Origin of the sequence: Mycobacterium sp. 134, assembly GCF_048282715.1 — a bacterium.
Lineage (GTDB): Bacteria > Actinomycetota > Actinomycetes > Mycobacteriales > Mycobacteriaceae > Mycobacterium > Mycobacterium septicum.
This window is the reverse complement of record NZ_JBLVUN010000008.1, coordinates 924280-950885: the sequence shown is the minus strand read 5'-3', so window position 1 is coordinate 950885 and position 26606 is coordinate 924280. Positions and strand designations below refer to the sequence as shown.

Annotated in this window: 29 protein-coding genes, 1 tRNA gene and 1 pseudogene; 16 read left to right on the top strand and 15 right to left on the bottom strand. The window is 66.1% G+C overall.

Annotated elements, in window-relative coordinates; all coding sequences use genetic code 11:
* Positions 1–2: 2 nt before the first annotated feature.
* Complete coding sequence (locus ACNQVK_RS09180) at positions 3–641, bottom strand: TetR/AcrR family transcriptional regulator (RefSeq protein ID WP_418029266.1); 639 nt, start codon at positions 639–641, stop codon at positions 3–5.
* 125 nt (positions 642–766) lie between these two features.
* Between ACNQVK_RS09180 and ACNQVK_RS09175 the strand changes: the two genes are divergently transcribed.
* A complete protein-coding gene (locus ACNQVK_RS09175) occupies positions 767–1600 on the top strand; it encodes an alpha/beta hydrolase (protein WP_418034066.1) in 834 nt (277 codons plus the stop codon).
* 33 nt (positions 1601–1633) lie between these two features.
* Here the strand turns inward: ACNQVK_RS09175 and purD are convergent, their stop codons facing one another.
* A complete protein-coding gene (gene purD, locus ACNQVK_RS09170) occupies positions 1634–2902 on the bottom strand; it encodes a phosphoribosylamine--glycine ligase (RefSeq protein WP_418029265.1) in 1269 nt (422 codons plus the stop codon).
* Positions 2903–3011: 109 nt separating this feature from the next.
* Between purD and ACNQVK_RS09165 the strand changes: the two genes are divergently transcribed.
* Together ACNQVK_RS09165 and ACNQVK_RS09160 are read left to right on the top strand one after the other, a co-directional pair.
* Positions 3012–4238 (top strand): cytochrome P450, encoded by a 1227-nt coding sequence (locus ACNQVK_RS09165; RefSeq protein ID WP_418034064.1) that lies wholly within the window; start codon positions 3012–3014, stop codon positions 4236–4238.
* A 38-nt stretch (positions 4239–4276) separates the two neighbouring features.
* On the top strand, positions 4277–4906 hold the full coding sequence (locus tag ACNQVK_RS09160) for a TetR/AcrR family transcriptional regulator (RefSeq protein WP_418029264.1): 630 nt from the start codon (positions 4277–4279) through the stop codon (positions 4904–4906).
* Positions 4907–4921: 15 nt separating this feature from the next.
* On the opposite strand, the gene ACNQVK_RS09155 is transcribed toward ACNQVK_RS09160, so the two are convergent.
* From ACNQVK_RS09155 to ACNQVK_RS09130, 6 genes are all read right to left on the bottom strand, one after another.
* A complete protein-coding gene (locus ACNQVK_RS09155) occupies positions 4922–5557 on the bottom strand; it encodes a M15 family metallopeptidase (protein WP_418034062.1) in 636 nt (211 codons plus the stop codon).
* A gap of 708 nt (positions 5558–6265) precedes the next feature.
* Positions 6266–7492 carry a hypothetical protein gene (locus ACNQVK_RS09150; RefSeq protein ID WP_418029263.1) on the bottom strand — a complete coding sequence of 409 codons (1227 nt, stop codon included), beginning with the start codon at positions 7490–7492 and terminating at the stop codon, positions 6266–6268.
* A complete protein-coding gene (locus ACNQVK_RS09145) occupies positions 7482–7925 on the bottom strand; it encodes a carboxymuconolactone decarboxylase family protein (protein ID WP_418029262.1) in 444 nt (147 codons plus the stop codon). Before ACNQVK_RS09145 ends, ACNQVK_RS09150 begins: the two co-directional genes overlap by 11 nt.
* Positions 7926–7935: 10 nt before the next feature.
* On the bottom strand, positions 7936–8781 hold the full coding sequence (locus ACNQVK_RS09140) for an NAD(P)-dependent oxidoreductase (protein WP_418029260.1): 846 nt from the start codon (positions 8779–8781) through the stop codon (positions 7936–7938).
* A 31-nt stretch (positions 8782–8812) separates the two neighbouring features.
* Positions 8813–9562 (bottom strand): SDR family oxidoreductase, encoded by a 750-nt coding sequence (locus ACNQVK_RS09135; RefSeq protein WP_418029259.1) that lies wholly within the window; start codon positions 9560–9562, stop codon positions 8813–8815.
* 19 nt (positions 9563–9581) lie between these two features.
* On the bottom strand, positions 9582–11051 hold the full coding sequence (locus tag ACNQVK_RS09130; RefSeq protein ID WP_418029258.1) for an aldehyde dehydrogenase: 1470 nt from the start codon (positions 11049–11051) through the stop codon (positions 9582–9584).
* A gap of 188 nt (positions 11052–11239) precedes the next feature.
* Here ACNQVK_RS09130 and ACNQVK_RS09125 point away from each other — a divergent pair, with 188 nt between their 5' ends.
* The 9 genes from ACNQVK_RS09125 to ACNQVK_RS09085 all read left to right on the top strand — a co-directional run bounded on the left by ACNQVK_RS09125 (position 11240) and on the right by ACNQVK_RS09085 (position 18613).
* The gene (locus ACNQVK_RS09125) at positions 11240–11851 is read left to right on the top strand and encodes a TetR family transcriptional regulator (RefSeq protein WP_276128984.1); all 612 of its coding nucleotides are present in this window, start codon (positions 11240–11242) and stop codon (positions 11849–11851) included.
* Positions 11852–11867: 16 nt separating this feature from the next.
* A complete protein-coding gene (locus ACNQVK_RS09120; protein ID WP_418029257.1) occupies positions 11868–13070 on the top strand; it encodes a cytochrome P450 in 1203 nt (400 codons plus the stop codon).
* 11 nt (positions 13071–13081) lie between these two features.
* Positions 13082–13909, top strand: a complete 828-nt coding sequence (locus ACNQVK_RS09115) for an SDR family oxidoreductase (RefSeq protein ID WP_418029256.1) — start codon at positions 13082–13084, stop codon at positions 13907–13909.
* A gap of 5 nt (positions 13910–13914) precedes the next feature.
* The gene (locus tag ACNQVK_RS09110) at positions 13915–15264 is read left to right on the top strand and encodes a cytochrome P450 (protein ID WP_418034060.1); all 1350 of its coding nucleotides are present in this window, start codon (positions 13915–13917) and stop codon (positions 15262–15264) included.
* A 5-nt stretch (positions 15265–15269) separates the two neighbouring features.
* Complete coding sequence (locus ACNQVK_RS09105; protein WP_044520550.1) at positions 15270–15476, top strand: ferredoxin; 207 nt, start codon at positions 15270–15272, stop codon at positions 15474–15476.
* Between the two features lie 2 nt (positions 15477–15478).
* The gene (locus tag ACNQVK_RS09100) at positions 15479–16018 is read left to right on the top strand and encodes a nuclear transport factor 2 family protein (protein WP_418029255.1); all 540 of its coding nucleotides are present in this window, start codon (positions 15479–15481) and stop codon (positions 16016–16018) included.
* A 92-nt stretch (positions 16019–16110) separates the two neighbouring features.
* A complete protein-coding gene (locus ACNQVK_RS09095) occupies positions 16111–17244 on the top strand; it encodes an NDMA-dependent alcohol dehydrogenase (protein ID WP_418029254.1) in 1134 nt (377 codons plus the stop codon).
* 90 nt (positions 17245–17334) lie between these two features.
* On the top strand, positions 17335–17760 hold the full coding sequence (locus tag ACNQVK_RS09090; protein ID WP_418029253.1) for a nuclear transport factor 2 family protein: 426 nt from the start codon (positions 17335–17337) through the stop codon (positions 17758–17760).
* Positions 17761–17785: 25 nt separating this feature from the next.
* The gene (locus ACNQVK_RS09085; RefSeq protein ID WP_418034058.1) at positions 17786–18613 is read left to right on the top strand and encodes an SDR family NAD(P)-dependent oxidoreductase; all 828 of its coding nucleotides are present in this window, start codon (positions 17786–17788) and stop codon (positions 18611–18613) included.
* A 6-nt stretch (positions 18614–18619) separates the two neighbouring features.
* On the opposite strand, the gene ACNQVK_RS09080 is transcribed toward ACNQVK_RS09085, so the two are convergent.
* Positions 18620–19588: an acyl-ACP desaturase gene (locus ACNQVK_RS09080; protein WP_418029252.1), complete on the bottom strand. Its 969-nt coding sequence runs from the start codon at positions 19586–19588 to the stop codon at positions 18620–18622.
* 155 nt (positions 19589–19743) lie between these two features.
* On the opposite strand from ACNQVK_RS09080, the gene ACNQVK_RS09075 reads away from it, so the two are divergent.
* Positions 19744–20160 (top strand): HIT family protein, encoded by a 417-nt coding sequence (locus ACNQVK_RS09075; RefSeq protein ID WP_164480943.1) that lies wholly within the window; start codon positions 19744–19746, stop codon positions 20158–20160.
* On the opposite strand, the gene ACNQVK_RS09070 is transcribed toward ACNQVK_RS09075, so the two are convergent.
* Complete coding sequence (locus tag ACNQVK_RS09070; protein ID WP_090426504.1) at positions 20120–21553, bottom strand: sensor histidine kinase; 1434 nt, start codon at positions 21551–21553, stop codon at positions 20120–20122. The genes ACNQVK_RS09075 and ACNQVK_RS09070 overlap by 41 nt on opposite strands.
* 29 nt (positions 21554–21582) lie before the next feature.
* Positions 21583–22302, bottom strand: a complete 720-nt coding sequence (locus tag ACNQVK_RS09065; protein ID WP_044520559.1) for a response regulator transcription factor — start codon at positions 22300–22302, stop codon at positions 21583–21585.
* 96 nt (positions 22303–22398) lie between these two features.
* On the opposite strand from ACNQVK_RS09065, the gene ACNQVK_RS09060 reads away from it, so the two are divergent.
* The 3 genes and pseudogenes from ACNQVK_RS09060 to ACNQVK_RS09050 all read left to right on the top strand — a co-directional run bounded on the left by ACNQVK_RS09060 (position 22399) and on the right by ACNQVK_RS09050 (position 23766).
* Positions 22399–23214, top strand: coding sequence for a hypothetical protein (locus ACNQVK_RS09060; RefSeq protein ID WP_418029251.1), 816 nt, complete (start codon positions 22399–22401; stop codon positions 23212–23214).
* A 27-nt stretch (positions 23215–23241) separates the two neighbouring features.
* Positions 23242–23316 (top strand) — tRNA-Thr (locus ACNQVK_RS09055).
* Positions 23317–23363: 47 nt separating this feature from the next.
* Positions 23364–23766, top strand: a pseudogene (locus ACNQVK_RS09050) (HNH endonuclease).
* A gap of 3 nt (positions 23767–23769) precedes the next feature.
* Here the strand turns inward: ACNQVK_RS09050 and ACNQVK_RS09045 are convergent.
* From ACNQVK_RS09045 to ACNQVK_RS09030, 4 genes are all read right to left on the bottom strand, one after another.
* Entirely contained in the window at positions 23770–23925 is a 156-nt protein-coding gene (locus ACNQVK_RS09045) for a hypothetical protein (protein ID WP_409548378.1), read from the bottom strand.
* 38 nt (positions 23926–23963) lie between these two features.
* Positions 23964–25109 (bottom strand): 1,4-beta-xylanase, encoded by a 1146-nt coding sequence (locus ACNQVK_RS09040; protein WP_418029250.1) that lies wholly within the window; start codon positions 25107–25109, stop codon positions 23964–23966.
* A 91-nt stretch (positions 25110–25200) separates the two neighbouring features.
* Positions 25201–25902, bottom strand: coding sequence for a cutinase family protein (locus tag ACNQVK_RS09035; protein ID WP_418029249.1), 702 nt, complete (start codon positions 25900–25902; stop codon positions 25201–25203).
* A gap of 98 nt (positions 25903–26000) precedes the next feature.
* A complete protein-coding gene (locus ACNQVK_RS09030; protein WP_418034056.1) occupies positions 26001–26576 on the bottom strand; it encodes a M15 family metallopeptidase in 576 nt (191 codons plus the stop codon).
* Between the last annotated feature and the right edge of the window lie 30 nt (positions 26577–26606).

Here is a 26606-nt window from a genome sequence, read left to right as displayed (position 1 = left end):
CTTCAGCCGGTCAGACGCGTACCCGCCCGTTCGTCGACGGGCGCCAGCACGTCGATGACGTCGATCAACGTGGCGCGGGCACTGGCTCTGGGCCCCTCCCCTTCGTCGACCAACGATGCCACGACTGCCCCATCAACCGCACGCACCAACGCCGTGACCAGTTCGCCGCGCACCGAGCGGCCCGAGCGTTCCACCACCTCGACCACAGCGTCGGTGCGCTGTTGCAGTATGCGGCGCTGGACATCGCGCAGCCCCGGCTGGCGCGCGCAGGCGATGTAGCGCTCGTAGCGCGAGATCAACTCCTCGGTTCCATGCAGCTCCGGAGATTCCCCGAGCAACAAATCGACGAGGACGTCGGCGGTCGACTCGGCACCGCGGCGCCGCCGCGAGAGTGCCGCCACGCCTGCGCTGAGTTGTTCGGCTTCTCGGGTTCCGATGTACTCGACAGCCTTCGCGATGAGGTCGTCCAGTGAGGAGAAGTAGTACGTCGTGGAGGCCAGCGGGAGACCGGCGCGGCGCGCCACGGCACGATGCCGGACGGCGTCGAAACCGCCCTCGCAAAGCAACTCAGCGGCCGCCCTGACGAGGGCGTACCGCCTCCGCTCCCCTTTGGGAGTGACCGCTGCCGTCACCTTCCACATGCTGCCAGCCGGGCCTCTTCCACATCGGGCTTTCGGTCAATCATCAGGCTTTACTCAGGTTTTTCCGGCGGTCGGCAATGCCACGAGAATGCCACTGGCCGATGCCATTGTCGGGCGATGGCAAGATGGCCCGCATGCCCAACTTGACCCGTCGCGCGGTCCTGCGCCTCGGCGTCGGTGCGGCTGCCGGCGCCGCCGGTGCTGTAGCCCTCGCCTCCGCCCCTGTCTCGCCGGCCAGCCCTGTGGTCGCCCCGACGTTCACCAGTGGCTCGTTCGTATCGGCCGCGCGTGGCGGGACGAACACCAACTGGGCGATCGCGCGCCCACCGGGCCAGACTGGCAAACTCCGCCCGGTGATCGCCCTGCACGGCAAAGGCCAGGATGCGGCAGGCGTGATGGCCGGCGGAGTGGAACAGGGTCTCGCCGAGGCGGTGGCGGCCGGGCTGCCGCCGTTCGCGGTGGTCGCGGTCGACGGCGGCGGAAGTTATTGGCACAAACGCGCATCCGGTGAGGACTCGGGCGCCATGGTGCTCGACGAGCTGATTCCGATGCTCGGCGATCAGGGCCTGGACACCTCACGGGTGGGGTTCCTGGGTTGGTCGATGGGCGGCTACGGCGCGCTGTTGCTGGGCTCGCGGCTCGGGCCTGGGCGCACCGCGGCGATCTGTGCGGTCAGCCCGGCGCTCTGGACATCCTCGGGGGCCGCAGCACCCGGGGCCTTCGACAGCGCGGCGGACTATGCCGCCAACAGCGTCTGGAGCCAGCCAGCGCTGGGGTCGATCCCGATCCGGATCGATTGCGGCAACAGCGATCCGTTCTATTCGGCCACCAAGCAGTTCATCGCCGAGCTGCCCAATCCCCCGGCCGGCGGCTTCTCCCCCGGCGGGCATGACGGCAGCTTCTGGAGTTCGCAGCTGCCCGCCGAGATCACCTGGATGGCACCGCTTCTCGTCGCTTGACAGGTCCCCCGGTCGCTTCGCTCCTGCCCGCCGCTAAAGGGTGATGCGCCCTTCGGCGGCAGCCAGTCCGATGTCGCTGCGGAAGTGGCTACCCGGCAACCGGATCGACTTGGTGAGCGTGTAGGCCGCGTCGCGCGCGGCAGCAAGGTCCGGCCCGGTGCCGACCACCGAGAGCACCCGGCCGCCGGAGGACACCACCTCGCCGTCCTCACGCCGGGCGGTGCCTGCGTGCAGCACACCATCGGCTTCCGATCCGTGAATGACGTCGCCGACGCGTGGCCGGCCCGGGTAGTTCTCCGCGGCCACCACGACCGTAACGGCGTAGCCGTCCTGCCACTGCAGGTCGCCGAATGAGGCGAGCTCACCGGTGGCCGCGGCGTTCAGCAGTTGCCCCAGCGGCGAATCAAGCAGGGCCAGAACCGATTGCGTTTCCGGGTCACCGAAGCGGCAGTTGAACTCCACCACCGACGGACCGTTCGAGGTGATCGCCAGACCGGCGTAGAGCAGGCCCGAGAACGAGCTGCCACGCGCAACGAGTTCCGCTGCAACGGGTTTGACCACCTCGTCGACGATCTGGTTCTTCACCGAGTCCGGCAGCCAGGGCAACGGGGCATACGCGCCCATCCCGCCGGTGTTCGGCCCGGTGTCTCCGTCGCCGACACGCTTGAAGTCCTGCGCCGGCAGCAGCGGCACCACCGTGGCGCCGTCGACCACACAGAACAGCGACACCTCGGGGCCGTCCAGGAACGACTCAAGCAGCACCGGATGCCCGGAGTCGAGCAGGCTGGCCGCGTGAGCGCGGGCGGCGTCGCGATCGGCGCTGACCACAACGCCCTTGCCTGCGGCCAGACCGTCGTCCTTCACCACCCACGCGGCCTGGCCCGCGGGCGGACCGAAGCGGTCCAGCGCGGCGTCGAGGTGAGCCGGGTTGTCGACGATCTCGCTGCTCGCGGTACGCACCCCGGCCGCGGCCATGACGTCCTTGGCGAAGGCCTTCGAGCCCTCGATGCGGGCGGCATCCTTGCTCGCACCGAAGCAGGCGATTCCCGCGGCCCGCACGGCGTCGGCCACGCCGAGTACCAGCGGGACCTCGGGACCGATCACCACGAGGTCGCTCTGGAGGCGCTGGGCCAGCTTGACCACGGCCTCACCGGAGGTGATGTCGACGTCGTACTGATCGGCGATGGACTGGGTGCCGGCGTTGCCGGGCGCCACCGCCAACTCCTCCACCTGCGGGTCGCGGCGCAGGGCCAGCAGCAGGGCGTGTTCACGGGCACCGGATCCGATAACGAGGACGCGCACGGTCGTAGCGTAGCGGGAAACCTGCGGGCATACACTTGACGCCACAGTGTATGGTCGAACCAAGGAATGTGCTCGCCGTCACATGAGGAGATGATCCGGCTTGACCACCATGAATGCCTGCCCGTTCGGCGCCGGTTACGACTTCACCGATCCCGACGTCCTGCTCCGCGGAATCCCGGTGCGTGAGTTCGCCGAACTGCGCAAGACCGCACCGGTGTGGTGGAACGAGCAGGACGAATCGATCTTCAACGACGGCGGCTACTGGGTGATCACCCGCCACGAGGACATCAAGACCATCTCCCGCGACGGCGGCGCCGTGTGGTCGACCAACGCCAAGGGTGCCGTCATGCGCCTGCCCGAGGGTGTGACCGCCGACCAACTCGACCTCACCAAGGCCCTGCTGATCAACCACGACGCCCCCGAGCACACCCGGCTGCGCAAGCTGGTGTCGCGACTGTTCACGCCGCGCTCGGTGGCAGCGCTGGAGCAGAAGCTGGCCGTGGCGGCCCGCGAGATCGTGGCCGCGGCGGCCAAGAAGGACAGCGGCAACTTCGTCGACGAAGTGGCGATGCCATTGCCACTGCTGGCGATCGCCGACCTGATCGGCGTTCCCGAGGAGGACCGGGAGAAGCTCTTCCACTGGACCAACGCCATCATGAACACCGACGATCCGGATTTCGACGCCGATCCGACGATGGCCAACGCCGAGCTGATGGGCTACGCCTACACCATGGCCGAGCAGCGGCGTCAGTGTCCGGCCGACGACATCGTGACCCGCCTCGTGCAGGCCGACGTCGACGGAGACTCACTCGGCGAGGTGGAATTCGCGTTCTTCGTGATCCTGCTGGCCGTGGCCGGCAACGAGACCACGCGCAACGCCATGACCCACGGCATGAACGCGTTCCTCGAAAACCCGGACCAGTGGGAGCTTTTCAAGCGCGAACGCCCGGAGACTGCCGTCGACGAGATCATCCGCTGGGCCACCCCCGTGCATTGCTTCCAGCGCACCGCCCTGGTCGACACCCAGATCGGCGATGTCACCGTGAAGGCCGGGCAGCGCGTCGGCCTGTTCTACAGCTCGGCCAACTACGACGAAGACGTCTTCGACTCGCCCTTCACCTTCGACATCCTGCGCAACCCCAACCCGCACCTGGCGTTCGGCGGCAACGGCGCGCACTACTGCATCGGCGCCAACCTGGCGCGGATGGAGATCAAGCTGATGTTCAACGAGATCGCCGACCAGATCCCCGACATCACCAAACTGGCCGAGCCGCAACGACTCCGGTCCGGGTGGATCAACGGCGTCAAGGACCTGCCGGTCTCCTATCACGGTTGACGGGCGGGGCGATTCGCCCGTTGTTCTAAGATTCGCCCATGCGAACGCACGGGTGGGCCGGTTCGGCGCCGGCCACCGACGAAGAGGCGATTGCCCGCATCCTGGCCGCGGCCGGGAAGGCGATCGACGAGCGGGGTGCGGACTTCTCGATCGCTGATGTGGCCCGCACCCTCGGTGTCACCCGCCAGACCGTGTACCGCTACTTCCCGAGCACCGATGCCCTGCTGGTGGCGTCGGCGGTGCATGCGGCCGGCGACTTCCTGGACCGGCTCGCCGCCCATGTCAAAGGGGTGACAGATCCGGTGGAGGCCATCACCGAGTGCATCGCGACCTCCTTGGAGTGGCTGCCGAAGGACAAACACATCGGTTTGCTCGTCGCCCCGGGCCGGCCCAACGCGCACACCGAATCGGTGACCTCGGATGTGGCCGTCGACTTTGCCCGGGAGATGTTGCGCAGGCTGGACGTCGACTGGGCTGAGGTCGGTTACACCGACGCCGAGCTGGACGAACTCGCCGAGCACGTACTTCGGATCATCCAGTCGTTTGTCGTCGACCCGGGCCGCCCTCCGCGCACCGGAGCGGCCCTGCGCAGCTACATGACACGGTGGGTGGGTTCAGCTGTCGTTGGCGGACATCTGGCGTCCGAGAGGCCCTCGGCGGGGATCTAGACCGGTTTGGCCACGTCAGCGTCGTTGGAAATGCTGGTAGTCGACCGGGTCGTGCCAATGCCCGCCCCACCTCCAGCCACGCCCGGCGAAGGTCCGCACCACCACGTCACCGTCGCGGATCATCCCCTGATCGGTGCGAGTGCGGTCCAGGTACGCCCGCGCGGTGGCCGGCTGCAGGTCGCCGGAGGCCGAGATGTACGGGTTGATCAGCGGGTTGATGTCGACCGCGCGGCCATAGGCGTGCAACGACCAGGCTCCACTCGGCAACGGCCGGCAATTGAACGCCGAGGTGTTGTTGTCCCGCATCGACAGCTCGTCCTCGGCGCGCGGATATTTGTCCACCGTGCGCATCTTCTCGATCGGGAATCGTGCCGAATACAACTCCGCGAAGATCGCGATCACATCGCTGATCGCATCACGGTGCACCACCAACTCACCGCGATGAGATCGGCCGTCAAAACCGATATAGGACAGGGTGATTCGACGTAGATCCGCGGGAGGCACCGGGCACCCCGGCCGCCAGCTGGCGCCGAGCGCGGCAGCGTCCACCGGCTGGACCCGGGCAGGTTGCTCTCCTACCGAACCGGGTGGCGGAGTGGCGATCGTCGTCGGTACCTGCGCCGAATCCGGCGCACCACCGGAACACCCCATCACGCACCCGGCAAGCAAGCCAGTCACCAGGGCACATGCGCGGACCGTTGAGATGCCCACCCCGCCACTTTAGATCGCAGGCCGGCACGCCGGCGGTGAGGCTGAGGCAGAAAATTTGGCGCCCGGGCCACCGTTTGCCGGGTTCTAGACTTGAGCCGTCGATTCAGGTGGGGGACGGTGAAGCATGGGGGCACTCGATGCCTTCCACACGACCGGGCGGCCAAGCCGGCGCAGCGATGCGAATGATCCTGGCCAGTAAAGGCCTCGGCCAGGTCAGCGACGCCGTGCAGCGGTCCACTGAGGAAATGGGCGCCATCGGTCAGCAGTGCAGATGCCGACGGGGCACATAGTGCATATCGGCTCACGGGTAGCACGCTGATCAACTCCAGTGCGCTCGGGCTACCCGACAGCAGGCGCGTCGCACTGGAGGTAATCAACAGCCTCGAAGACTCACAGCGTTAGCGCATTCGACTTGAGCGATCACGACCAGGACCACTCAGGGGCGGAGAGCACCGGAGTCACAACAGGTATACGGGTTATGTTGGTCACCCTGTTGCCGGCCCTGTCGTTGACCGGCTGCGGGCTTTCACGAATACACCAGTCGCGAGTTCATCGAAGAGACCGTGAGAATCGCCGAGCGACCTTCCCTGCCGACGTGATTGTCCAGCCTTGGGGCAGCGGGTATCTGATGCTGACTGTTCCCGCGAGCTAGACGACGGTCAACGGCAACGACTTCCGCGGCTCGAACACAAACGACGCACCACCGCTGAACTTCACCACCGCGACCTCACCGAGTTCCTTTGCTGCGGTGTCGGTTTCGATGATCCGCGCAGTCCACTCCTGATCGCTCCCGCCGACCTCCACGTCCAGGTGCGGATCGACCGCCTGCACGATGGCTTGCAGCGGCCGCACTTCGGACGGTGTCACGAGCGACGCCCAGGCGCCGTCCTGGTGTGCCGGCGAGCGGCGCACCGTGATGACATCCGGACCGAACTCGGTGTCCACGTAGGCGACCGGGTTGAACAGCGGATGCAGTTCGGCCACCTTGATCGCACCCTCGATCCCGCCGGGCAGATCCAGTGCCCGGTGGATCCGCTCGGCACCGATCCCGGCCACCCCGATCAGCTGCTTGGTGCAGATGTCGGTGGCCAGCGCGGTATCGGCGCCGGCGCGGGCACCCACCGTGATGACGAACGACAGGTTCAGCAGGTGCATCTGGAGACACACCTCGTCAGCGATCCGGACCAGCGCCGAATGAGAGAACGCGGCGAAGTCGAAGTCTGACACCAGCGGCCCCGAGTAATCGGACGCGCCTTCTTCGGACTCGTCGATCGGGTCGAGTTCGAGCTGAGCCGCCCTGGTCCGCCACATCACCTCCAGCGCCGGCAGATCCGGCACGTCGGGGTAGGACTCGTCGATCTTCACCGTCCACGCGCAGTGCGGATGCCGGTCCGAGGGCACCCGCGGGGGACGGTGGATGGGCCTGATCTGCGCCTTGCGGTTGGTGGCCAGCGCAGTGGCATCGAATGTCGGGTCCTCGATGTCGTGGCACATGCCACGCACGTACTCCTCGCCCATCGGCTCGACATCGAGCAGGGCGCCGCAGTGATCGAGATAGAACTCGCCATTCCAGCGGTCATGGATGATGTAGCGGAAATCCATGAACTGCGGTGGCGCGCCGATGTCGAGCTGAAGACCCTTGAAGATGGTGATGACGTCGACGCCCTCGTACTTCAGTGCCTTCTGCATCCGCTTGGTGTAGATGGGGCTGGCCGCCATCCACTCCTCGATGGCGATCTGAAGCATCGCCTCACGGCCGAAACTGCTGATGCACCAGGCCATTCCGGATCGGTCGATCATCTGGCCCATGAGCAACAGCTCGGGCACCAGCTTGACCAGCTCGTCATGGGTCAGCGAGGCATACCTACTTGTCATCGAGCTCGCTCCCCGTATTCATCTTCACTGCGGCGTTCACGTTGGCGCGCCGGTCCTCGGCCAGCCCCTTCTCGGCGGCCTTGCGCCGCTTGGCCACAACCTTGGAAACGGTTCCGTTGAGGCCGGATCCGAGGGGGAAGCCGAGGTACTGGGTGAGGAAGATGGCGATGTCCTTGAGCTCTTCTTCGGTGAACTCACCGTTGAGCAGCGCGGCATTGACCTGGATCTCGGCGAGGTCCTGCGATCCGACGGCGGTCACCGCGGACAACGTCATCAGACGCTTCTCCCGCATCGACAGTCCGGGCTTGTCCCAGATGGTGCCGAACAGGTGGTCAACGGTGAGATCGAAGTACGGATCGCCCTCGATGTTGGGCATCTCCCAGCCGTAGACCTCGTTCATCTTGGCCAGACCCTTGGCGCGCAACTCGTCCATCGAAGTTCTCCTAATCGTTCTTGTGCGGTACGCCGAGGCCGTCAGCGAGCCGCTGCAAGGCCAGCTGAGCCAACGGAAGATCCACTCCCACAACATCACCGAGGCCGATGGCCAGGCTTAGGTCCTTTTCACCCAGGCCGCGGGTGTGGGTGAACGCGTCGTAGAGCCAGTGGTCCGGGGTCAGCTCGGCCATGTTCTCGCGCACGATGATCGCACCCGGCCCGCTGGTCAGAGCATCGGTATGACGCACCACCCGGCCCAGTGCACCCAGGTCCAGCCCGGCCGCCTCGGCCAGCTTCATCGCCTCGCACGCCGCGGCGTAGGACGTGAAGGTCAGCATGTTGCGGGCCAGCTTCATCCGCGTGCCGGCACCCGGCTCTCCGGCGTGGATCACCATCGAGCCGAACTGCTTGAGCGCCGGCTTGATCCGCTCGTAGACCGGGCGTTCGGCACCGACCATGATGGCCAGCTCACCCTTCTCGGCCGCCGCGCCGCCCCCGCTGACCGGGGCGTCGACGATGTGGATGCCCTGCGACCGGTACTGCTCGGCGAGTTCAGCCGCGGTGGTGTCGCTGATCGTCGAGTGGATCACGATCACGGTGTCCGGCTTGACCTTCGGCGCCAGGTCCGCGATCACCGAACGCACCTGCTCGTCGTTGAGCACCGTGATGCTGATGATGTCCGCATCAGCGACACCTGTGACGTCGTCCGCCAGTGTCGCGCCGAGTTCCGCGAAAGGCTCCATGGATTCGGCACGCACATCGAATACCGTGAACCCGCCCGGCCATTCGGCCAGGCGCTTGGCCATCGGGGCACCCATGTTGCCCAGGCCGATGTAGCCGTATTTGAGGCTCATGAGCCGTGCCCGATGCTCTCCGCGCAAGCGCTCATCGGATGATCTGTCCGCCGTCGACGTTGAAGATCTGGCCGGTGATCCACTTGGCCTGATCGCTCAACAGGAACAGGCACATGCCGACCAGGTCCTCCGGCTGGCCCATGCGGGACAACGGGATTCCCTTGACGATGTCGGCGACCATCTCCTGCGGGGTGGTGGTGCGGTTGGCCTCGGTGTCGATCGGACCGGGCGCGATGGCGTTGATCCGGATGTTCTGTCCGCCCAGCTCCCGCGACAGCTGCTGGGTCAGGCCGTTGATGCCGACCTTGGCCAGGCCGTAGTAGTTGGCGTAGAGCCAGGCTGCGGTCGAGGACTGGTTGACGATCGCGCCGCCGCCACGCTTGGCCATCTTGCGGTACACCGCGCGGGTGCACACCAGCGCGCCATCGAGGTTCACGCTCATGAACTTCTTGTAGTAGTCCCAGTCGACGGTGAGCAGGAAGTCGAGCTTCATGCCACCGAAGATCGCGGCGTTGTTCACCAGGTAGTCGATGCCGCCGAACTCCGAAAGCGTCTGCGCCGCCATGTCCTTGGCCGAGTCGATGTCGGAGACGTCGACTCGCACCGCCAGGGCGGTGCCGCCCTCGCCCTTGATGCCGTCGGCGACCTTCGCCGCACCTTCGGTGTTGATGTCGGCCACCACGACAGCCGCGCCCTCGCGGGCCAGCGCCTCGGCGTAGGCCTGGCCGATACCGCCACCGGCCCCGGTGACGATGGCCACCTTGTTGTCGAACTGTCCCATCGAATATCTCCTCAGTCCTCTAGTTCGCGAGCGTCGCGACGCACTTGATTTCGGTGTATTCCTCGAAGCCGGCCACGCCCATCTCGCGGCCGATTCCGGACTGCTTGTAGCCGCCGAACGGGGCATCGGCCGAGTACCAGATGCCGCCGTTGACGTTGACGGTGCCGACGCGCATCCGCGCCGCCACCGCCTGCGCACGGGCGTCGTCGCCGGAGAACACGGTGCCGGACAGGCCGTACGGCGAGTCGTTGGCGATCCGCACGGCGTCGTCGTCACCGTCGTGGGCGATGACGGTCAGCACGGGCCCGAAGATCTCCTCGCGGGACACCCGGGCGTTGTTGTCCAGGCCGGCGATCACCGTCGGCTCGATGAAGAACCCGGTGTCCAAGTCCGCGGGACGCCCACCACCGCAGGCGAACCGGCCGCCCTCCTGCAGAGCGAGGTCCAGGTAGGACTGCACCCGGTCGCGCTGACGGGCAGAGATCAGCGGGCCGCACACCGTGCGCTTGCTGTTCGGGTCGCCGGGCTTGATGCCACCCAGTGTCGCCGCGGCGGCCTCGACAGCCTCGTCGTAACGGGCCCGCGGCACCACCAAACGGGTGGTGATCGCGCAACCCTGACCGGCGTGCATGGCAACCGTGAAGGCCGCCATCGAGCAGGCCCCGGCCAGATCGGCGTCATCGAGCACCAGGAAGGCCGACTTGCCACCCAACTCGAGGAACACCTTCTTGAGCGTGAGCGCCGCATCGGTCATGACGGCCCGACCGGTCGCGGTCGAACCCGTGAACGAAACCATGTCCACCCGAGGGTCTTTGGACAGCAGCGCGCCCACAGCGTGATCGTTGGAGGTGACGACGTTGATCACGCCGGCCGGGAATTCGGTCTGCTCGGCGATGATCTGGCCGACGGCCGCGGCCACCCACGGGGTGTCCGGGGCCGGCTTGAGGATCAGCGTGTTACCCGCGGCCAGGGCCGGGCCGACCTTGGCCAGGTTGATCTGGTGCGGGAAGTTCCACGGGGTGATCGCGCCGACGACTCCGACCGCCTCACGCGCGATCTTGCGGTTGGTCGGGATGCCCTGCGGGGTGGCGTAACCGAGATCGGTCGTCCACTCGTAGTTCTCGGCGGTGTCAGCCGAGTAGGCCAGATCGTCGATCGGACCTTCCAGCTGCGCGCCGGCGGTGAGCATGCGCGGAGCACCCACCTCGGCGATGGTCAATTCCCGTAATTCCTCGATGTTTTCGCGCAACGCATCGCGCAGCTGCCGCAGGCAGCGCACCCGGAGCGCGGTGTTCGTCGACCAGTCGGTGTCATCAAAGGCCCGACGCGCGGCGTTAATGGCATTGCCCATGTCCTCGGCGTTGGCGTCGGCGGCAACGCCGAGCACCTCCTCGGTGGCGGGGTTGACGGTCTCGAAAACTCCGCCGCCTCCAGCGACGAGCTTGCCGTCGATAAGCAGTTGACTCTGGCGATCGGCCAGTACCGGCATTGGTGAACTCCACTTCACGAATTCTGGACAACTGTCCGGCTGTCTCGTCTCGAACGATAGCCGCAGACGATGGCGAGCCGCAAGGGCGCACCCCATCACTCCTCATCCGGTGCCAGAATCCGCAGTTCATTGCAGCCTTTCACGATCCCTACTTGCCCAACGTCGACATCGTCGGATAACTTGGACATGTGTCCAGCGATGCGGTGTCCGCAGTCACAGAACCAGCTCCGGAGCCAGACAAGGAGGCCCCGCGCAACCGCCGGCAGGAAGAGACCTTCCGAAAGGTCCTGACCGCCGGAACCGAGATGTTGCGGGAGTCCTCCTACGCCGATCTGACGGTGCGTGCGGTCGCCGCACGCGCCGGGGTCGCACCTGCAACGGCCTACACGTACTTCTCGTCGAAGAACCACCTGATCGCCGAGATGTACCTGGATCTGGTCAGCCGATGCCCGTATTTCACCGACGTGAACGACTCCAGGACCACCCGCGTCGACAAGGCGCTCCGCGCGCTGACCCTGGTTGTCGCCGACGAACCCGAGGTGGCGGCCGCCTGCACCACAGCCCTGCTCGGCGGCGGCACCGACCCGGCGGTGCGCAAAGTGCGTGACCGCATCGGCGCCGAGATCCACAAGCGCATCCGATCGGCCGTCGGGCCGGATGCCGATTCCCGCATCGTCTCCGCCCTCGAGATGACGTTCTTCGGCGCGCTGGTCAATGCCGGCAGCGGCGCCTTCACCTACCACCAGATCGCCGACCGATTGACCTACGTGGTCGGACTCGTCCTCGGCGAGGACAAATGAGCCTGGGAGAGGACAAATGACCTTGAATGCAGTCGAGCTGATCTTCGACCCGTACGACTACGACTTCCACGAGGACCCGTACCCGTACTACAAGCGGTTGCGGGACGAGGCCCCGATCTATCACAACGAAGACCTCAAGTTCTGGGCGCTGTCCCGGCACAAGGACGTGGTCGCCGGCTTCCGCAACAGCGTCACACTGTCCAACAAGCACGGCGTGTCCCTCGACCCGATCTCGCGCAACGACGAAGCGCACCGCGTCATGTCGTTCCTGGCCCTCGACGATCCAGGCCACCTGCGGCTGCGCACACTGGTGTCCAAGGGCTTCACCCCGCGGCGCATCCGCGAACTGGAGGGCCGGGTCACCGAGATCGCCCACCAGCATCTGGACGCAGCCCTGCAGAGCACCACTTTCGACTATGTCGACGACTTCGCGGGCAAGCTGCCGATGGACGTCATCTCCGAGCTGATGGGTGTACCCGAGGAGGACCGGGTCCGGATCCGCGCGCTGGCCGACGGTGTCATGCACCGCGAGGACGGCGTCGCCGACGTGCCCGAATCGGCCATCGCGGCCTCGGGTGAGCTGCTGGTCTACTACGCCGACATGGTCAAACAGCGGCGCAAGCGGCTCACCGACGATCTGACCTCGGCACTTGTCGAGGCCGAGATCGACGGCGACAGGCTCACCGACGACGAGATCATGGCGTTCCTGTTCCTGATGGTGGTCGCAGGCAACGAGACCACCACCAAACTGCTTGCCAACGCTGCCTATTGGGGCCACAAGAACCCGGGCCAGCTGGCACCGGTCTTCGACAACCACGACCTGGTCGTGCCATGGGTCGAGGAGACCCTGCGCTACGACGCCTCCAGCCAGATCCTGGCCCGGCTGGTCACCGAGGACCTGACGTACTACGACACCACGGTCCCGGCAGGGGACGTGCTGGTGCTGCTGATCGGCTCGGCGAATCGCGACGAACGCGTCTTCGAGAATCCCGACGAGTACCGGATCGATCGCGAGATCGGTCCCAAACTGGTGAGTTTCGGCAGTGGTGCCCACTTCTGCCTCGGCGCGCACCTGGCGCGCATGGAGGCCCGGGTGGCACTGACCGAGTTGTTCAAGCGAATCCGCGGATACGAGGTGGACGAGGCCAACGCCGTCCGCGTCCACTCCAGCAGTGTCCGTGGATTCGCTCACCTTCCGATTACCGTCCAGCTCCGCTGAAAGGCCGCTGCATGCCTCGTTTTGCCCCCCTACCCGACCGTCGTCCCGCCCTGGTCGCCGGTGCCTCCTCAGGCATCGGTGAGGCCACCGCGATCAGGCTCGCCGCCAACGGGTTTCCCGTCGCACTCGGCGCCCGCCGGGTGGAGAAGCTCCAGGAGATCGTGGAGAAGATCCGCGCCAACGGCGGCGAGGCCATCGCGGTGCACCTGGACGTGACCGACCCCGACTCGGTCAAGGCCGCTGTCGAGCAGACCACCTCCGAACTCGGCGAGATCGAGGTGCTGGTCGCCGGTGCCGGTGACACGTACTTCGGCAAGCTCGACTCGATCAGCACCGAGCAGTTCGAGTCCCAGATCCAGATCCACCTGGTCGGCGCCAACCGGGTGGCCACCGCCGTGCTACCCGGGATGATCGAACGGCAACGCGGCGACCTGATCTTCGTCGGATCCGATGTGGCACTGCGTCAGCGGCCGCACATGGGCGCCTACGGCGCCGCCAAGGCCGCCCTGGTGGCGATGGTGACCAACTACCAGATGGAGCTGGAAGGCACCGGAGTGCGCGCGTCGATCGTGCATCCCGGTCCGACCAAGACCTCGATGGGCTGGAGCCTGCCGGCCGAGCTGATCGGCCCGGCACTCGAGGACTGGGCCAAGTGGGGCCAGGCGCGTCACGACTACTTCCTGCGCGCGGACGATCTCGCGCGGGCCATCACCTTTGTCGCCGAGACACCCCGCGGCGGCTTCATCGCAAACATGGAACTCCAGCCCGAGGCTCCGCTGGCCGATGTCACGGACCGCCAGAAGCTTGCGCTGGGCGAAGAAGGGATGCCTGAAAAGTGAGCGATTTGAAAGAAGTGCAGCGCGTCTCCGGTGGCGAGGAGGAGCACGGTCACCTCGAGGAGTTCCGCACCGATCCGATCGGGTTGATGTGGCGAATCCGCAACGAATGCGGTGACGCCGGCTGGTTCCAGCTCGCGGACAAGCAGGTGATCCTGCTGTCGGGCGCGGAGGCCAACGAATTCTTCTTCCGTTCCACCGACAGCGAACTCAACCAGGCCGAGGCCTACCCCTTCATGACGCCGATCTTCGGTGAGGGCGTGGTGTTCGATGCCGACCCGGAGCGACGGGCCGAGATGCTGCACAACACCGCGTTGCGCGGTGAGCAGATGAAGGGCCACGCGGCGACCATCGAGAACGAGGTCCGCCGGATGATCGAAAACTGGGGCGACAGCGGAGAGATCGACCTGCTGGAGTTCTTCGCCGAGCTGACCATCTACACCTCGACGGCCTGCCTGATCGGGCTCAAGTTCCGCAACCAGCTCGACTCCCGGTTCGCGAACTACTACCACCTGCTCGAGCGCGGGACCGATCCGCTCTGCTACGTCGACCCCTACCTGCCGATCGAGAGCTTCCGCATCCGCGACGAGGCCCGGGCCAACCTGGTCGAGTTGGTGCAGGAGGTCATGGACGGCCGGATCGCCAACCCGCCCACCGACAAGAGCGATCGTGACCTGCTCGACGTCCTGGTGTCGATCAAGGATGAGGAGGGCAATCCGCGCTTCTCGGCCAACGAGGTGACCGGCATGTTCATCTCGTTGATGTTCGCCGGCCACCACACCAGCTCGGGCACCTCCAGCTGGACGCTGATCGAGCTGCTGCGCAACCCCGATTTCTACGCCAAGGTCCAGAACGAGCTCGACGAGCTCTATGCCGACGGCCAGGAGGTGAGTTTCCATGCGCTGCGCCAGATTCCGAACATCGACAACGCGCTCAAGGAGACCCTGCGCCTGCACCCGCCGCTGATCATCCTGATGCGCGTGGCCCAGGATGAGTTCGAGGTCGCCGGCTACCCGATCCACAAGGGCCAGATGGTGGCGGCCTCGCCGGCGATCTCCAACCGCATCCCCGAGGACTTTCCCAACCCGGACGCCTTCGACCCCGACCGCTATGTCAAGCCGCGCCAGGAGGACCTGGTCAACCGGTGGACCTGGATTCCGTTCGGCGCGGGCCGGCACCGCTGTGTCGGTGCGGCGTTCGCCCAGATGCAGATCAAGGCGATCTTCTCGGTGCTGTTGCGCGAGTACGAGTTCGAGATGGCACAGCCGCCCGAGACATACCAGAACGACCACTCCAAGATGGTCGTCCAGTTGGCCCGGCCCGCCAAGGTCCGCTACCGCAAGCGTGTGAAGGACTGACCCAAATGGGTTGCTACCGTGTCGAACTGGACGAGGACCTCTGCCAGGGCCACGCCATGTGCGAGCTGGAGGCACCCGACGTCTTCCGGGTGCCCAAGCGCGGCGTCGTCGAGATCCTCGATTCTGAACCCCCCGACGAACTCCGCGATGCCGTGGAGATGGCCGTCGATATGTGTCCCACCCGCGCTCTATCCATCACAGAGAAGGAATGACAATGGCGTCACGAGAAGAACTGGAAGCCTGGTCGGATCGCTGGCTGAAGGCCAACCAGGAGGCAGAGAAGGCCGGTGACTGGAAGCCGCTGGCCGACTTCTACACCGAAGATGCCACCTACGGCTGGAACATCGGCCCCAAGGAAGACGTGATGTGCGTCGGCCGCGACGAGATCCGCGACGTGGCACTCGGCCTGGAGATGGAAGGCCTGGAGAACTGGGTCTACGAGTACCAGCGGGTCCTGATCGACGAGAAGCAGAACGAGATCGTCGGGTTCTGGAAGCAGATCGCCAACAAGAGCGACGGCACCACAAGCGAGATCTACGGTATCGGCGGTAGCTGGTTCCGGCTCAACGATGAGCTGCTCATCGAGTGGCAGCGGGACTTCTTCGACTTCGGCCACGTCCAGAAGGCGTTCATGGACCTGATCACCTCTGGTGATCTCACCCCGACCATGCAGAAGCGCATCGAGCGTTCGCTGGCCGGCGAGAAACTGCCGGGCTACTACCCGCTCGGTGAGGCCCCGGTCAAGATCTGGTAGTTCCCGGCCAAGCAGTTGCTTGGGGGTGGGTGTGACCCACGCAACTAATGGCTCTAGTCTGTGGTCAACGGCTCTAGTGGAAGGCACACGCGATGAAGACCAAAGGCGCTCTCATCTGGGAGTTCAACCAACCGTGGACGATCGAGGAGATCGAAATCGGTGACCCCGTCAAGGACGAGGTCAAGATTCAGATGGAAGCCTCGGGCATGTGCCATTCCGATCACCACCTGGTGACCGGCGACATCCCGATGGCAGGTTTCCCGGTGCTCGGCGGCCACGAAGGCGCCGGCATCGTGACCGAGGTGGGCCCGGGTGTCGACCACATCCAGCCCGGCGATCACGTCGTGCTGTCGTTCATCCCGTCGTGTGGTGAATGTCCGGCGTGTCAAGAAGGTCTGCGTAACCTGTGCGACCTGGGCGCACTCCTCCTGACCGGGACGTCGGTGTCCGACGGCACGCATCGCATCCACTCCGTCAAGAACGGTCAGCCCGTCATCCCGATGACCCTGCTGGGCACGTTCAGCCCGTACATGGTGGTGCACAAGAGCTCGGTCGTGAAGATCGATCCGTCGATCCCGTTCGAGGTGGCCTGCCTCGTGGGTTGCGGTGTCACCACCGGGTACGGCTCGGCCGTGCGCAGTGGTGACGTCCGCCCGGGCGAAGACGTCGTCATCGTCGGCGTCGGCGGTGTCGGCACCGGTGCGCTCCAAGGTGCGCTGGCCGCCGGTGCACGCAACGTCTTCGCGGTGGATCCCGTTGAGTTCAAACGGGACAACGCGCTCAAGTTCGGCGCCACCCACGCCTACCCGGACATCTTCTCCGCGATGGCCGGCGTCGCCGAGGTCACCCAGGGCCGCATGGCGCACAAGACGATCGTCACCGTCGGCGAGCTCAAGGGTGAGGACATCGACCACTACATGAACATCACCGCCAAGGGCGGCACCGTGGTGGCCACCGCGGTCGCCAACATGGCCAGCAACGACGTGAAGCTCAACCTGTCGATGCTGACGCTGCTGCAGAAGCGCCTGCAGGGCACCATCTTCGGTGGCGGCAACCCGCACCACGACATCCCGCAGCTGCTGAGCATGTACAAGGCCGGCCGGCTGAACCTGGACGACATGGTGACCCGGCAATACAAGCTCGAGCAGATCAACGACGGCTACGCCGACATGCTCGAGGGCCGCAACATCCGCGGCGTCATCCGCTACACGGACGCCGATCGGTAACTAGTTGCCCCGCGAAACGGTATTCCAGCAGAAAAAGGTCGAGTAGCCACCTGCTGGAATACCGTTTCGGCATATCTAGGAAGGAAATACATGACCGAGACATCCACTGAGACACCCGTCGTCGTCGCGTCGCGGTCGTCGTGGAAATGCGTGCAATCCGGTGACCGCGAGGGCTGGCTGGCCCTCATGGCCGATGACATCCTGGTCGAGGACCCGATCGGTGAGGCCGTCACCAACCCCGACGGCACCGGGGTTCGCGGCAAGGAGGCCCTCGGCGCCTTCTACGACGCCAACATCGGGCCCAACGAGCTGACCGTCACGTGCGAGGAGACGTTCCCGTCCAGCTCGCCGAACGAGATCGCCTACATCCTGGTGCTGCGCACCAAGTTTCCCAACGGGTTCACCGCCACCGTGCGTGGCGTCTTCACCTACAAGGTGAACGACGAAGGGCTGATCACCAACCTGCGCGGCTACTGGAACCTGGAAGCCATGAATTTCGAAGAGGCTGCGGATTAGCGGAGCGCTTGCCGGCCGCGGCGCGATCGTGGTCGGCGGCACCCGCGGCATCGGCCTGGCGGTTGCCGAACTCCTGTCCGCCCAGGGTGCGGGCGTGGTGGTGAACGGACGCGACCTCGGGGCCGCACACGCTGCCGCACAGCGGATTTCCGGTGTCCCCCACGCCGGTTCACCCGCCGACCCGAAGGTGGCCGACGCGCTCGTCGACACCTGTGTGGCCGAGTACGGCCGCGTCGACATCCTGGTCAACTGTGCCGGTACCGCCGAACCGGCGGGGTCGTCCATCCTGAACGTCACCAGTGCCGAATTTCACGAGCTGCTCGACGCGCATCTGGGCACGGTGTTCGAGACCTGCCGTGCGGTCGCACCGAAGATGGTGGCCCAAGGGGGCGGCACCATCGTCAACACCAGTTCCTTCGCCTTCCTCGGCGACTACGGCGGCAGCGGCTATCCGGCCGGCAAGGGTGCGGTCAACGGGTTGACCCTGGCCATCGCCGCCGAGCTCAAGGAGCACGGAGTGCGGGCCAACGTGGTGTGCCCGGGTGCGCGCACCCGGCTGTCAACCGGGTCGGATTACGAGCAACACATCGCCGAACTCAATCGCCGCGGCCTGCTCGACGACGTCAGCATGCAGGGCGCCCTGGACGCCGCGCCGCCGGCGTACGTCGCCCCGACGTACGCCTACCTGGTCAGCGACGAGGCCAAGGACGTGACCGGCCGCATTTTCATCGCCGCGGGCGGGTTCATCGGCGAATTCGCCCGGCCCTCAACTGGTTTCATCGGATACCGCGACCACAACAGCACGCCGCCGTGGACGGTCGACGAACTGCACGAGGTCATCTCCGGGGCATAGCCCGGGTCAGGACGCCGCGCGCTCGCGTTTGGCGGCCTCGCGGGCCAGCAGCCGATCACGCTGCTCCTCGAACTTGACCACCTTCGTCTGCAGGTCTTCCAGGAACGCCGCCAGCTGGTCGCGCCGGGCCTCCCCGACTGCACTGAAGTCGTTGCGCTCGAAGATCCGCCACTTGCGCAGGTTCGGCATGACCACCTCTTCGAGGTGCTGGCGCAAGTCGTAGATCCCGTGCTTGGCCATCAGCACACCGTTGCGGCGGAAGTCCGGCATCCCCTGACCCGGCATCCGGAAGTTCTCGACAACGGCGCCGACAGCGTCCAGGGCTTGGTCGGGCGAGAGATCGAGGGCGGCCTCGCACATGTTCCGGTAGAAGATCATGTGCAGGTTCTCGTCCGCGGCGATGCGTTGCAGGAGCCGGTCGGCGATCGGATCGTCGCAGACCTTGCCGGTGTTGCGGTGACTGACGCGGGTGGCCAACTCCTGGAAGGTCACGTACGCGACCGACATGAGAAATTCGGAGTTGTGCATCGCCCGCTCTTCGTCGGTGGACGTGAAGCCGTTGGTCACATGCTCCATGCGGGCCTGCTCCAGCGCGACGAGATCGACACCGCGGGTGACCACCAGATAGTCCCGGATCGCGATGCCGTGCCGGTTCTCCTCGGCGGTCCAGCGATTGACCCAGGCTCCCCAGGGACCGTCCTGGGAGAAGCTCCCGGCGGCTTCACGGTGATACGACGGCAGGTTGTCCTCGGTGAGCAGGTTGGTGATCATCGCCGCCCGGGCCACGTCGCTGAGCTGCGATTGCTCAGGATCCCAGTCCTGGCCCCCGGCGGCGGCGAAGTTGCTGCCGGAGTCCCACGGGATGTAGTCGTGTGGATACCAGTCCTTGGTGGTGGCCAGATGCCGGTTGAGGTTTTGCTCGGCTATCTGCTCCAGTTCAGCCTGCAAAACCGCATCGGTCAGCTCCTGCTGCATGAATCCCCTTAAAGCCGATGTACAACCACATCGGACTGGCTAAAATCCCCCACCCCGCCCAGCAAAGATAGAGCACGATGGGCCGTCCCGACGACTCCACAGGCCGCGTCGAACTCTCAACCGGCCCGAGTCGGCCGCTCACTATGCTTGCGACCATGGCGTCCGTCTTCACAAAGATCATCAACGGAGAACTGCCCGGACGATTCGTCTACGAAGACGATGAGATCGTCGCGTTCCTGACCATCGCACCGATGACACAGGGCCACACGCTGGTCGTTCCCCGGGCTGAGATCGACAACTGGCAGGACGTCGAACCCGCGGTTTTCGGCCGGGTGATGGAGGTGTCACAGCTGATCGGCAAGGCTGTGTGCCAGGCCTTCGGCGCGCAACGCGCCGGCGTGATCATCGCCGGCCTCGAGGTGCCGCACCTGCACGTGCACGTGTTCCCCGCCTACAACCTGGCCGACTTCGGTTTCGCCCACGTCGATCACAACCCGTCGGCCGAATCTCTCGACGCCGCACAGGCGAAGATCAAAGCCGCGCTGGCAGATCTGCAATCCTCGGCAAGCTGACGGTGAACCGGCAGCCCTGACCGGGCGCAGTGGTGACCCTGACCGTGCCCCCGTGGGCCAGCACCAAGGAATGCACGATCGACAGGCCCAGTCCGGTGCCGCCGCTCGCGCGGGTTCGTGAGGTATCCGCGCGGTAGAACCGTTCGAACACCCGTCGCGCGTCGTCCTGGCTCATGCCGGGACCTTCGTCACACACCTCGATGATGGCGTGGTCGTCGTCGGTGCCGACCCGCACCGTGATCCCGGCGGTTTCCGGGGTGTGCTGCACCGCGTTGGCGACCAGGTTGCTCAGCACCTGACGCAACCGGGCCTCGTCGCCGAGCACCTCCGGGGTCCCGGGCCCGTCGAACACCTCCATCCGCACCCGTCGGCTCGGGGCGATCGACTGCGTGTCGTGCACGGCGTCGGTGGCCAGGGTCAGCAGATCGACCCGATGCTGGTCCAGCGGCCGCTGCGCATCGAGACGGGCCAGCAACAGCAGATCCTCGACCAGCAGGCCCATCCGCCGGGACTCGCTTTCGATCCGGCCCATCAGCATCTCGACGTCGCGGGCGGCTCCCTGGCGGTACAGCTCGGCGAATCCACGAATCGTGGTGAGCGGGGTGCGCAGCTCGTGGCTGGCGTCGGTGATGAAGCGGCGCATCCGTTCCTCCGAGGTACGCGCCTGCTCTGCGGAGGCGTCCGACGACGCCACCGCCCGCTGGATCTGGGCGAGCATGCCATTGAGCGCCGACGACAGCCGTCCCACCTCGGTGCGCGGATCCCGTTCTGGGACACGGCGATCCAACTGGCCGGCCGCGATGGCCGCGGCCGTGCGTTCCACTTCGACCAGCGGACGCAGGCTGCGGTGCACCACCGCGTAGCCGACGATGCCGAGGACCACCAGCACCACCGTGCCGATGCCCACCTGCGACCAGATCAACGCGCGTACCGAGGACTGCACGTCGGACAGGTCGATCGCGACGGTGGTGAGTTCACCGTTGGGCCCCTCGACCGTCATGGCCCGCCACTGCACATCGGAATCGCCGACGGATTTGACGGTCACCGGCACCGGACCGACATTGTTGTCGTCGGGCAGTGCGGGTTCGGCCTCGCGGTCGTTGATCGCGATCCAGGTCCGGCCGTCCTGATCGACGCCGCGGACATAGAAGTTCGACGGCGGGCGTGCCGGGTTCGGCCCCTCCAGGGGCGTGGAGGGCAGTTGGCGCGGTTCCTGCGCCCAGCTGTCCGAGGCGTCGAGCAGCGTCTGATCGATGCGGCTGATCTCCGTGTGCCGCATGATCGAGGTCACCGCGACACCGGAGGCGAGCAACCCGCACGCCACCAGAACCAGCGCGGCGGCCACCAGGCCCACGCGCAGCGGCACACCGCGCCGCTCTACCCGGTCAAACACTCCAAAAGTATGCCGCCGACGGACAAGCCTCAGCGTGGCTCACGCAAAACGTAGCCAACGCCGCGCAGCGTGTGCAGCAGGCGTTTGTCCCCGGTGTCGATCTTGCGGCGCAGGTAGGACACGTAGGACTCGACGACGTTGACGTCGCCGCCGAAGTCGTAGCGCCAGACATGGTCGAGGATCTTGGGCTTCGACAGCACCGTGCCCGCGTTGATGATGAAGTAGCGCAGCAGGGTGAACTCGGTCGGTGACAGCGAGACCGGTTCACCCGCCTTCCACACCTCGTGCGTGTCCTCGTCGAGCTCGATGTCGGCGAAGCACAGCTTGGCGCTGCGCGGTTCCTCGACGCCTCGGCCGGACCGGCGCAGGATGACCCGCAGCCGGGCCACCACCTCTTCGAGGCTGAACGGCTTGGTCACGTAGTCGTCGCCGCCCAGGGTGAGCCCGGCGATCTTGTCCTGAAGGCTGTCGCGCGCGGTGAGGAACAGTGCGGGCGCGTCGATGCCGTCGGCGCGCAGCCGGCGCAGCAGTCCGAAGCCGTCCATGCCGGGCATCATCACGTCGAGGATCACGGCGTCGGGCCGGACTTCCCTGGCCTTGTCCAGGGCACCGGCGCCGTTCGACGCGGTGTGAACCTCGAAACCCTGGAACTTCAAGCTGACAGACAGCAGCTCCACGATGTTGGCCTCGTCGTCGACGACGAGGATCCGGGCTTCGGGGACGCTCTCAGGAACTGCAGGCATGGCCATTCCCTGATGTTGATGGTGCCTCTTGAACTCAACCTGCATGCACGCTGTGCACTTCCTGTGAGTTTAGCTGTGACGCGGGTAACTACACTGACGCCCATGAACCTCGGCAAGACGCTGATCCAGGTTGCTACCGCGCCCGTACGAATCGGGCTGGCCGTGGCCGACGCCGGACTCGGCATCGCCAATGAGACGCTCAACGCGGTGCAGCGCGGCATCACCGACTCCAACCCGCTCAACGGCAGGTCATCGATGGCCTCGCTGTTCGGCATCGACGACGCGGTGGAGCGCGCGAACCGGTTGGCGCGACTGCTGGACGACGACGCGCCGCTGGGGCGGGCGCTGGCTCCCGACGGCCCGATCAACCGTTTGCTGCGGCCGGGCGGTCTTGTCGATCAGCTGACCGCAGAAGGCGGCATGTTGGACCGGCTGACGGCTGACAACGGCGCTGTCGCCCGGGCGGTGGCACCCGGCGGACTGGTGGACCAGGTCACCATGGAGGGCGGCCTGCTGGACCGGCTGACCACCGAGGACGGCGCGTTGTCCCGGGTGATCGCGCCCGGCGGCCTGGCCGATCAACTGCTGGCCAACGACGGCCTGTTCGAGCGGGTGCTGCGGGAGGACGGCGTGGCCGATCGCCTGCTCGCCGAAGGCGGCCTGCTCGACACCCTGACCGATCCCGACGGCCCGCTGCTCAAGCTCGCCGATGTCGCCGACACCCTGAATCGCCTGGCGCCCGGGCTGGAGGCCCTGGCACCCACCATCGACGCGCTGCACGACGCGGTCATCACGCTGAGCCAGGTGGTCAATCCGCTCAGCAACATCGCCGACCGCATCCCGCTGCCGCGCCGTTCGTCCCGGCGGAGCTCCCCGCGGCCGGTCAGTTCCCAGCGAGTTATCGACGCCGACGAGTGACCCGCTAAACTAGGCGGCGTTCGACCCGCCTCCGTAGCTCAGTGGTAGAGCAACGCTCTTGTAAAGCGTAGGCCGTCAGTTCAATCCTGACCGGGGGCTCCAACATTGGCAGCCGCTGCTTTGTCGGTGCCTCCTCGTAGCTTCGATCCATGTGGCTCTGTCGCGGTTGCGGTGCACCACTTTCGAAGCGCAGCCAGAAACTCTACTGCGGTAATGCGTGTCAAGCCGCGTCGCGTCGAGGCGCCATGACGAAGCGCTGGCTCGAATCAGGCGACGCCCGAGTCCGCGGCGAACAAGGCAACTACATCCGGCTTTACCTCATCGAGGCACAGTCGGGCTGTTGCCATCTGCGGCGCGGCCAGCGTCTGGCAGGCGCTCCCCCTGACCTTGATCATGGATCACATCGACGGGAACCCGACGAACAGCCGACGCGAGAATCTCAGACTGGTCTGCCCGAATTGCGATTCGCAGCTGCCGACGTACAAGAGCCGCAACCGTGGCAACGGACACCACTCTCGCCGCGAGCGCTATGCCAACGGCCAGTCGTTCTAGCGTTCACGTCTCGTCGGCGATGTTCTCGTGACTCTCGTGCAGTCCCGGACCCTCGGGATCCTCACCCCGACGGTCGAATTCGTCCTGCAGCTCCTCTTGCCCCTCAGTCACCTTGCGGGCGTCTTCGGGAATCGGCCGGCCACCGTCACGTTGATCCATAGCCCGTTGAGTCACCCGGATCGGCCGCGGCTAAACACCTAGACCCGGGTGGTCAGCTTTCGCAGGGTTTGGTACTCGGCATCGCGATAGGGTCGACCATCGGGTTGCAGCAGATCGCTGAACCACACGTTCGGAACCTTGGTATAGGGCTTGTCCCACGAATCCCATGGGAAATAGGTCTGGGTCTTGCCTGCCACCAGACCCCAGCTGTAAGCACCGACGTTGTGCCGCTTGGCAACCGGGAGCACGCCTTCGACCGTGCTGCCCTGATCGCGGGCCAGGTACTCGGTGCACAGCATCGGCCGGCCCAGCGGGGCGAGTTCGGCGATGCGGGCCTCGAATTCGTCGGGGCCCGCGTAGGAATGGAAGGAGATGACGTCGGAGTTGTCGAGCTGGAAGCTGTCCATCGCACTCCGGCTGCCGCGGTCCCAGCTGCCCTGCCACACACCACTGGTCAACGGCTGCACGGCATTGACCGAACGCGCCCAGGCGAATACCTGGGGCAGCAATCCCCCGACGGCGTCGATCTTGTCCTTGCGCTCGACCTTGCGATATTGCTTGGCGGGGTTGTCCGGCTCGTTCCACAGGTCCCACCCCAGGACCCGGTTGTCGTTGCGGAACTGGCTCATCACCCCGACCACGTAGTCGCGCAGCACAGGGCGGTACCGCGGGTCGTCGATGCGTTGCGCCCCGGGACTCTGCACCCAGCCCGAGTTGTGCACGCCCGGCGTCGGTGCCCGCTGCGCGCCCAGCTGCGGGTTCGGATCCCAGCACGAATCGAAGAACACGAACAGCGGCTTGATGCCCTGACGCGCCGCGATCCCGACGAAATTCGCGAGCCTGCTTTGGAATCCGGCGCGGTCCTGCGCCCACAGCAGATCGTGCAGGAACACCCGGACGGTGTTGAACCCGAGTAGGCGGCACGCCTGCAGCTCACTGTCGATGCGCCGCGCGTCGTAGGTGCCAGGGGCAAACATCTCGATCTGGTTGATCGCGTTCGAGGAGATGAAGTTGGTGCCGACCAGCCAGCCCTGGGCCTGGTACCACGCGTTGGCGCGCTCGACCGGCCACTGGCCCGCCGCTGCGCTCGCACGCGGGATCACGGGAAGAGGAGCCAGTACCTGAGGTAGAGCCGCTGCTGCTGCCAGTACCAGCGGGATCTTGAGGGCCGTTCGACGGTGCACTTAGTGAACATAGTGGCGGCCGGCAAAGACCCCGTGGTCACGTATCACATTGCAACCATTGAGGTTTCATATCGTTATCTTCTCGGCACCCTCAGAGCCGGCCCACCGTGAAATCGGCGGCCTGGCCCGGCATCCCGTTGAACACATACGCGGTGTGCGCGAAGTTGGGTACCCCGGCGGGTGTTCCGTCGCAGATGGTGTCACCGGGCTCGCACAATTCGATGGTCTTGTCCTTGTATCGCGGGCCGATGACCATCGCCGGTGCGCCGATATCGCGAATGAACTCATCGGACGGCGTGCCGAGCAGCACCACCGCGGCCACGTGGTCGGCGATCTCGGGCGCCATGGGTTCGGGGATGTACTGCTTGTATTCGGGCGGTATCCCGTCCGGGACAGTGGCCGCGGTGGCGTAGGCCGCTACCGCTGCGCCCTGGGAGTAGCCGCCCAGCACCATCTTCGTCTTGGGGCAGTCCTTGGCGGTCGCCTCGATGTGGTCGGTCGCGTTCCGGATGCCGTCGACGACCGTCCTGGCGAACTCGATCCGGTCACCGAAGTTTCCGCTGGCCGGGTAGTTCACCGGGTACACCTCGACCGAACGTTCCCCGGCACGTGTACGCAGCGCGTCGACATAAGACTGTCCCGGTCCACCGACCCCTGGCGGCTCGTAGGTGCCGCGAGCGAACACCACCTCGACATCGGGACACGGTTGCGCGGTCGCGGCCGGCGCCGGTGCGATCGGTACGGCGCAGGCGGCTATCAGCACCGCGCCCTGGGTGAGCTTGAGGACGTTCATATGGACTCCACGTCTGACGGACCGTGTTGAACGTTTTCAGTTCCCCATGCTGACACATCCCAAACCTGGACGACAGTGCCCGCAAATATTGCCTGGACCTATCCCAGCGGTACGTCCAGGTAGGGCCGAGGATCGGCCGCGCCCGGACCGTCGAAGTGCCACCACTCCCCCGAGTACACCGTCAGCCCGCCGGCCTTCATGGCCTCACGCAGCCGAGCCCGGTTGGCCTGGGCGGCAGGGCTGACCCCGTCCGTCGCGTAGGCCAGGCTGCGCGGGGTGAAGTCGTCGAATCCGGTGCCCATGTCAGCCCCGGCGATCGTCACGTCCACCGATCGGCCGGCCTCGTGGCTGCGCGCATACGCGGACGGCCGGGCCACCCAGTTTGGGTTGGACACCACTTCGAACATCTTGACCTGCACCTCGTGCGGGCGGTAGCAGTCCCAGAACACCAGCGTCTGCGGGCGCAGCGCGGCCGCCGCGGCCGCCAACCCGGGGGCCATCGACTCGTGCACCAGGCACGGCGCCCCCGGCGGATAGAGCCGCTGGCCGACGAAGTTGTCGCTGGTCGCGTACCGCAGGTCGATCACCGCGTCGGGGACGACGGAGCGCACGTCGACCAGCCCGGCCTCGGCCGCCGGTCTGGCGGACGCCATGGGCACCGGGGCGCAGACCATCACGAACAACACCAGCAGGCCGGCAAGAGT

What these genes read in the sequence shown, in the direction of transcription:
- ACNQVK_RS09075 (WP_164480943.1), top strand. Translation starts at nt 19,744, where the DNA reads ATGGCGTCCGTCTTCACAAAGATCATCAACGGAGAACTGCCCGGACGA.
- ACNQVK_RS09120 (WP_418029257.1), top strand. Translation starts at nt 11,868, where the DNA reads ATGACCTTGAATGCAGTCGAGCTGATCTTCGACCCGTACGACTACGAC.
- ACNQVK_RS09165 (WP_418034064.1), top strand. Translation starts at nt 3,012, where the DNA reads ATGAATGCCTGCCCGTTCGGCGCCGGTTACGACTTCACCGATCCCGAC.
- ACNQVK_RS09100 (WP_418029255.1), top strand. Translation starts at nt 15,479, where the DNA reads ATGGCGTCACGAGAAGAACTGGAAGCCTGGTCGGATCGCTGGCTGAAG.
- ACNQVK_RS09080 (WP_418029252.1), bottom strand. Translation starts at nt 19,588, where the DNA reads ATGCAGCAGGAGCTGACCGATGCGGTTTTGCAGGCTGAACTGGAGCAG.
- ACNQVK_RS09160 (WP_418029264.1), top strand. Translation starts at nt 4,277, where the DNA reads ATGCGAACGCACGGGTGGGCCGGTTCGGCGCCGGCCACCGACGAAGAG.
- ACNQVK_RS09150 (WP_418029263.1), bottom strand. Translation starts at nt 7,492, where the DNA reads ATGACAAGTAGGTATGCCTCGCTGACCCATGACGAGCTGGTCAAGCTG.
- ACNQVK_RS09175 (WP_418034066.1), top strand. Translation starts at nt 767, where the DNA reads ATGGCCCGCATGCCCAACTTGACCCGTCGCGCGGTCCTGCGCCTCGGC.
- ACNQVK_RS09155 (WP_418034062.1), bottom strand. Translation starts at nt 5,557, where the DNA reads ATGGGGTGTTCCGGTGGTGCGCCGGATTCGGCGCAGGTACCGACGACG.
- ACNQVK_RS09035 (WP_418029249.1), bottom strand. Translation starts at nt 25,902, where the DNA reads ATGAACGTCCTCAAGCTCACCCAGGGCGCGGTGCTGATAGCCGCCTGC.
- ACNQVK_RS09105 (WP_044520550.1), top strand. Translation starts at nt 15,270, where the DNA reads ATGGGTTGCTACCGTGTCGAACTGGACGAGGACCTCTGCCAGGGCCAC.
- ACNQVK_RS09140 (WP_418029260.1), bottom strand. Translation starts at nt 8,781, where the DNA reads ATGAGCCTCAAATACGGCTACATCGGCCTGGGCAACATGGGTGCCCCG.
- ACNQVK_RS09130 (WP_418029258.1), bottom strand. Translation starts at nt 11,051, where the DNA reads ATGCCGGTACTGGCCGATCGCCAGAGTCAACTGCTTATCGACGGCAAG.
- ACNQVK_RS09065 (WP_044520559.1), bottom strand. Translation starts at nt 22,302, where the DNA reads ATGGCCATGCCTGCAGTTCCTGAGAGCGTCCCCGAAGCCCGGATCCTC.
- ACNQVK_RS09180 (WP_418029266.1), bottom strand. Translation starts at nt 641, where the DNA reads ATGTGGAAGGTGACGGCAGCGGTCACTCCCAAAGGGGAGCGGAGGCGG.
- ACNQVK_RS09115 (WP_418029256.1), top strand. Translation starts at nt 13,082, where the DNA reads ATGCCTCGTTTTGCCCCCCTACCCGACCGTCGTCCCGCCCTGGTCGCC.
- ACNQVK_RS09060 (WP_418029251.1), top strand. Translation starts at nt 22,399, where the DNA reads ATGAACCTCGGCAAGACGCTGATCCAGGTTGCTACCGCGCCCGTACGA.
- ACNQVK_RS09090 (WP_418029253.1), top strand. Translation starts at nt 17,335, where the DNA reads ATGACCGAGACATCCACTGAGACACCCGTCGTCGTCGCGTCGCGGTCG.
- ACNQVK_RS09135 (WP_418029259.1), bottom strand. Translation starts at nt 9,562, where the DNA reads ATGGGACAGTTCGACAACAAGGTGGCCATCGTCACCGGGGCCGGTGGC.
- ACNQVK_RS09045 (WP_409548378.1), bottom strand. Translation starts at nt 23,925, where the DNA reads ATGGATCAACGTGACGGTGGCCGGCCGATTCCCGAAGACGCCCGCAAG.
- ACNQVK_RS09145 (WP_418029262.1), bottom strand. Translation starts at nt 7,925, where the DNA reads ATGGACGAGTTGCGCGCCAAGGGTCTGGCCAAGATGAACGAGGTCTAC.
- ACNQVK_RS09030 (WP_418034056.1), bottom strand. Translation starts at nt 26,576, where the DNA reads ATGGTCTGCGCCCCGGTGCCCATGGCGTCCGCCAGACCGGCGGCCGAG.
- ACNQVK_RS09095 (WP_418029254.1), top strand. Translation starts at nt 16,111, where the DNA reads ATGAAGACCAAAGGCGCTCTCATCTGGGAGTTCAACCAACCGTGGACG.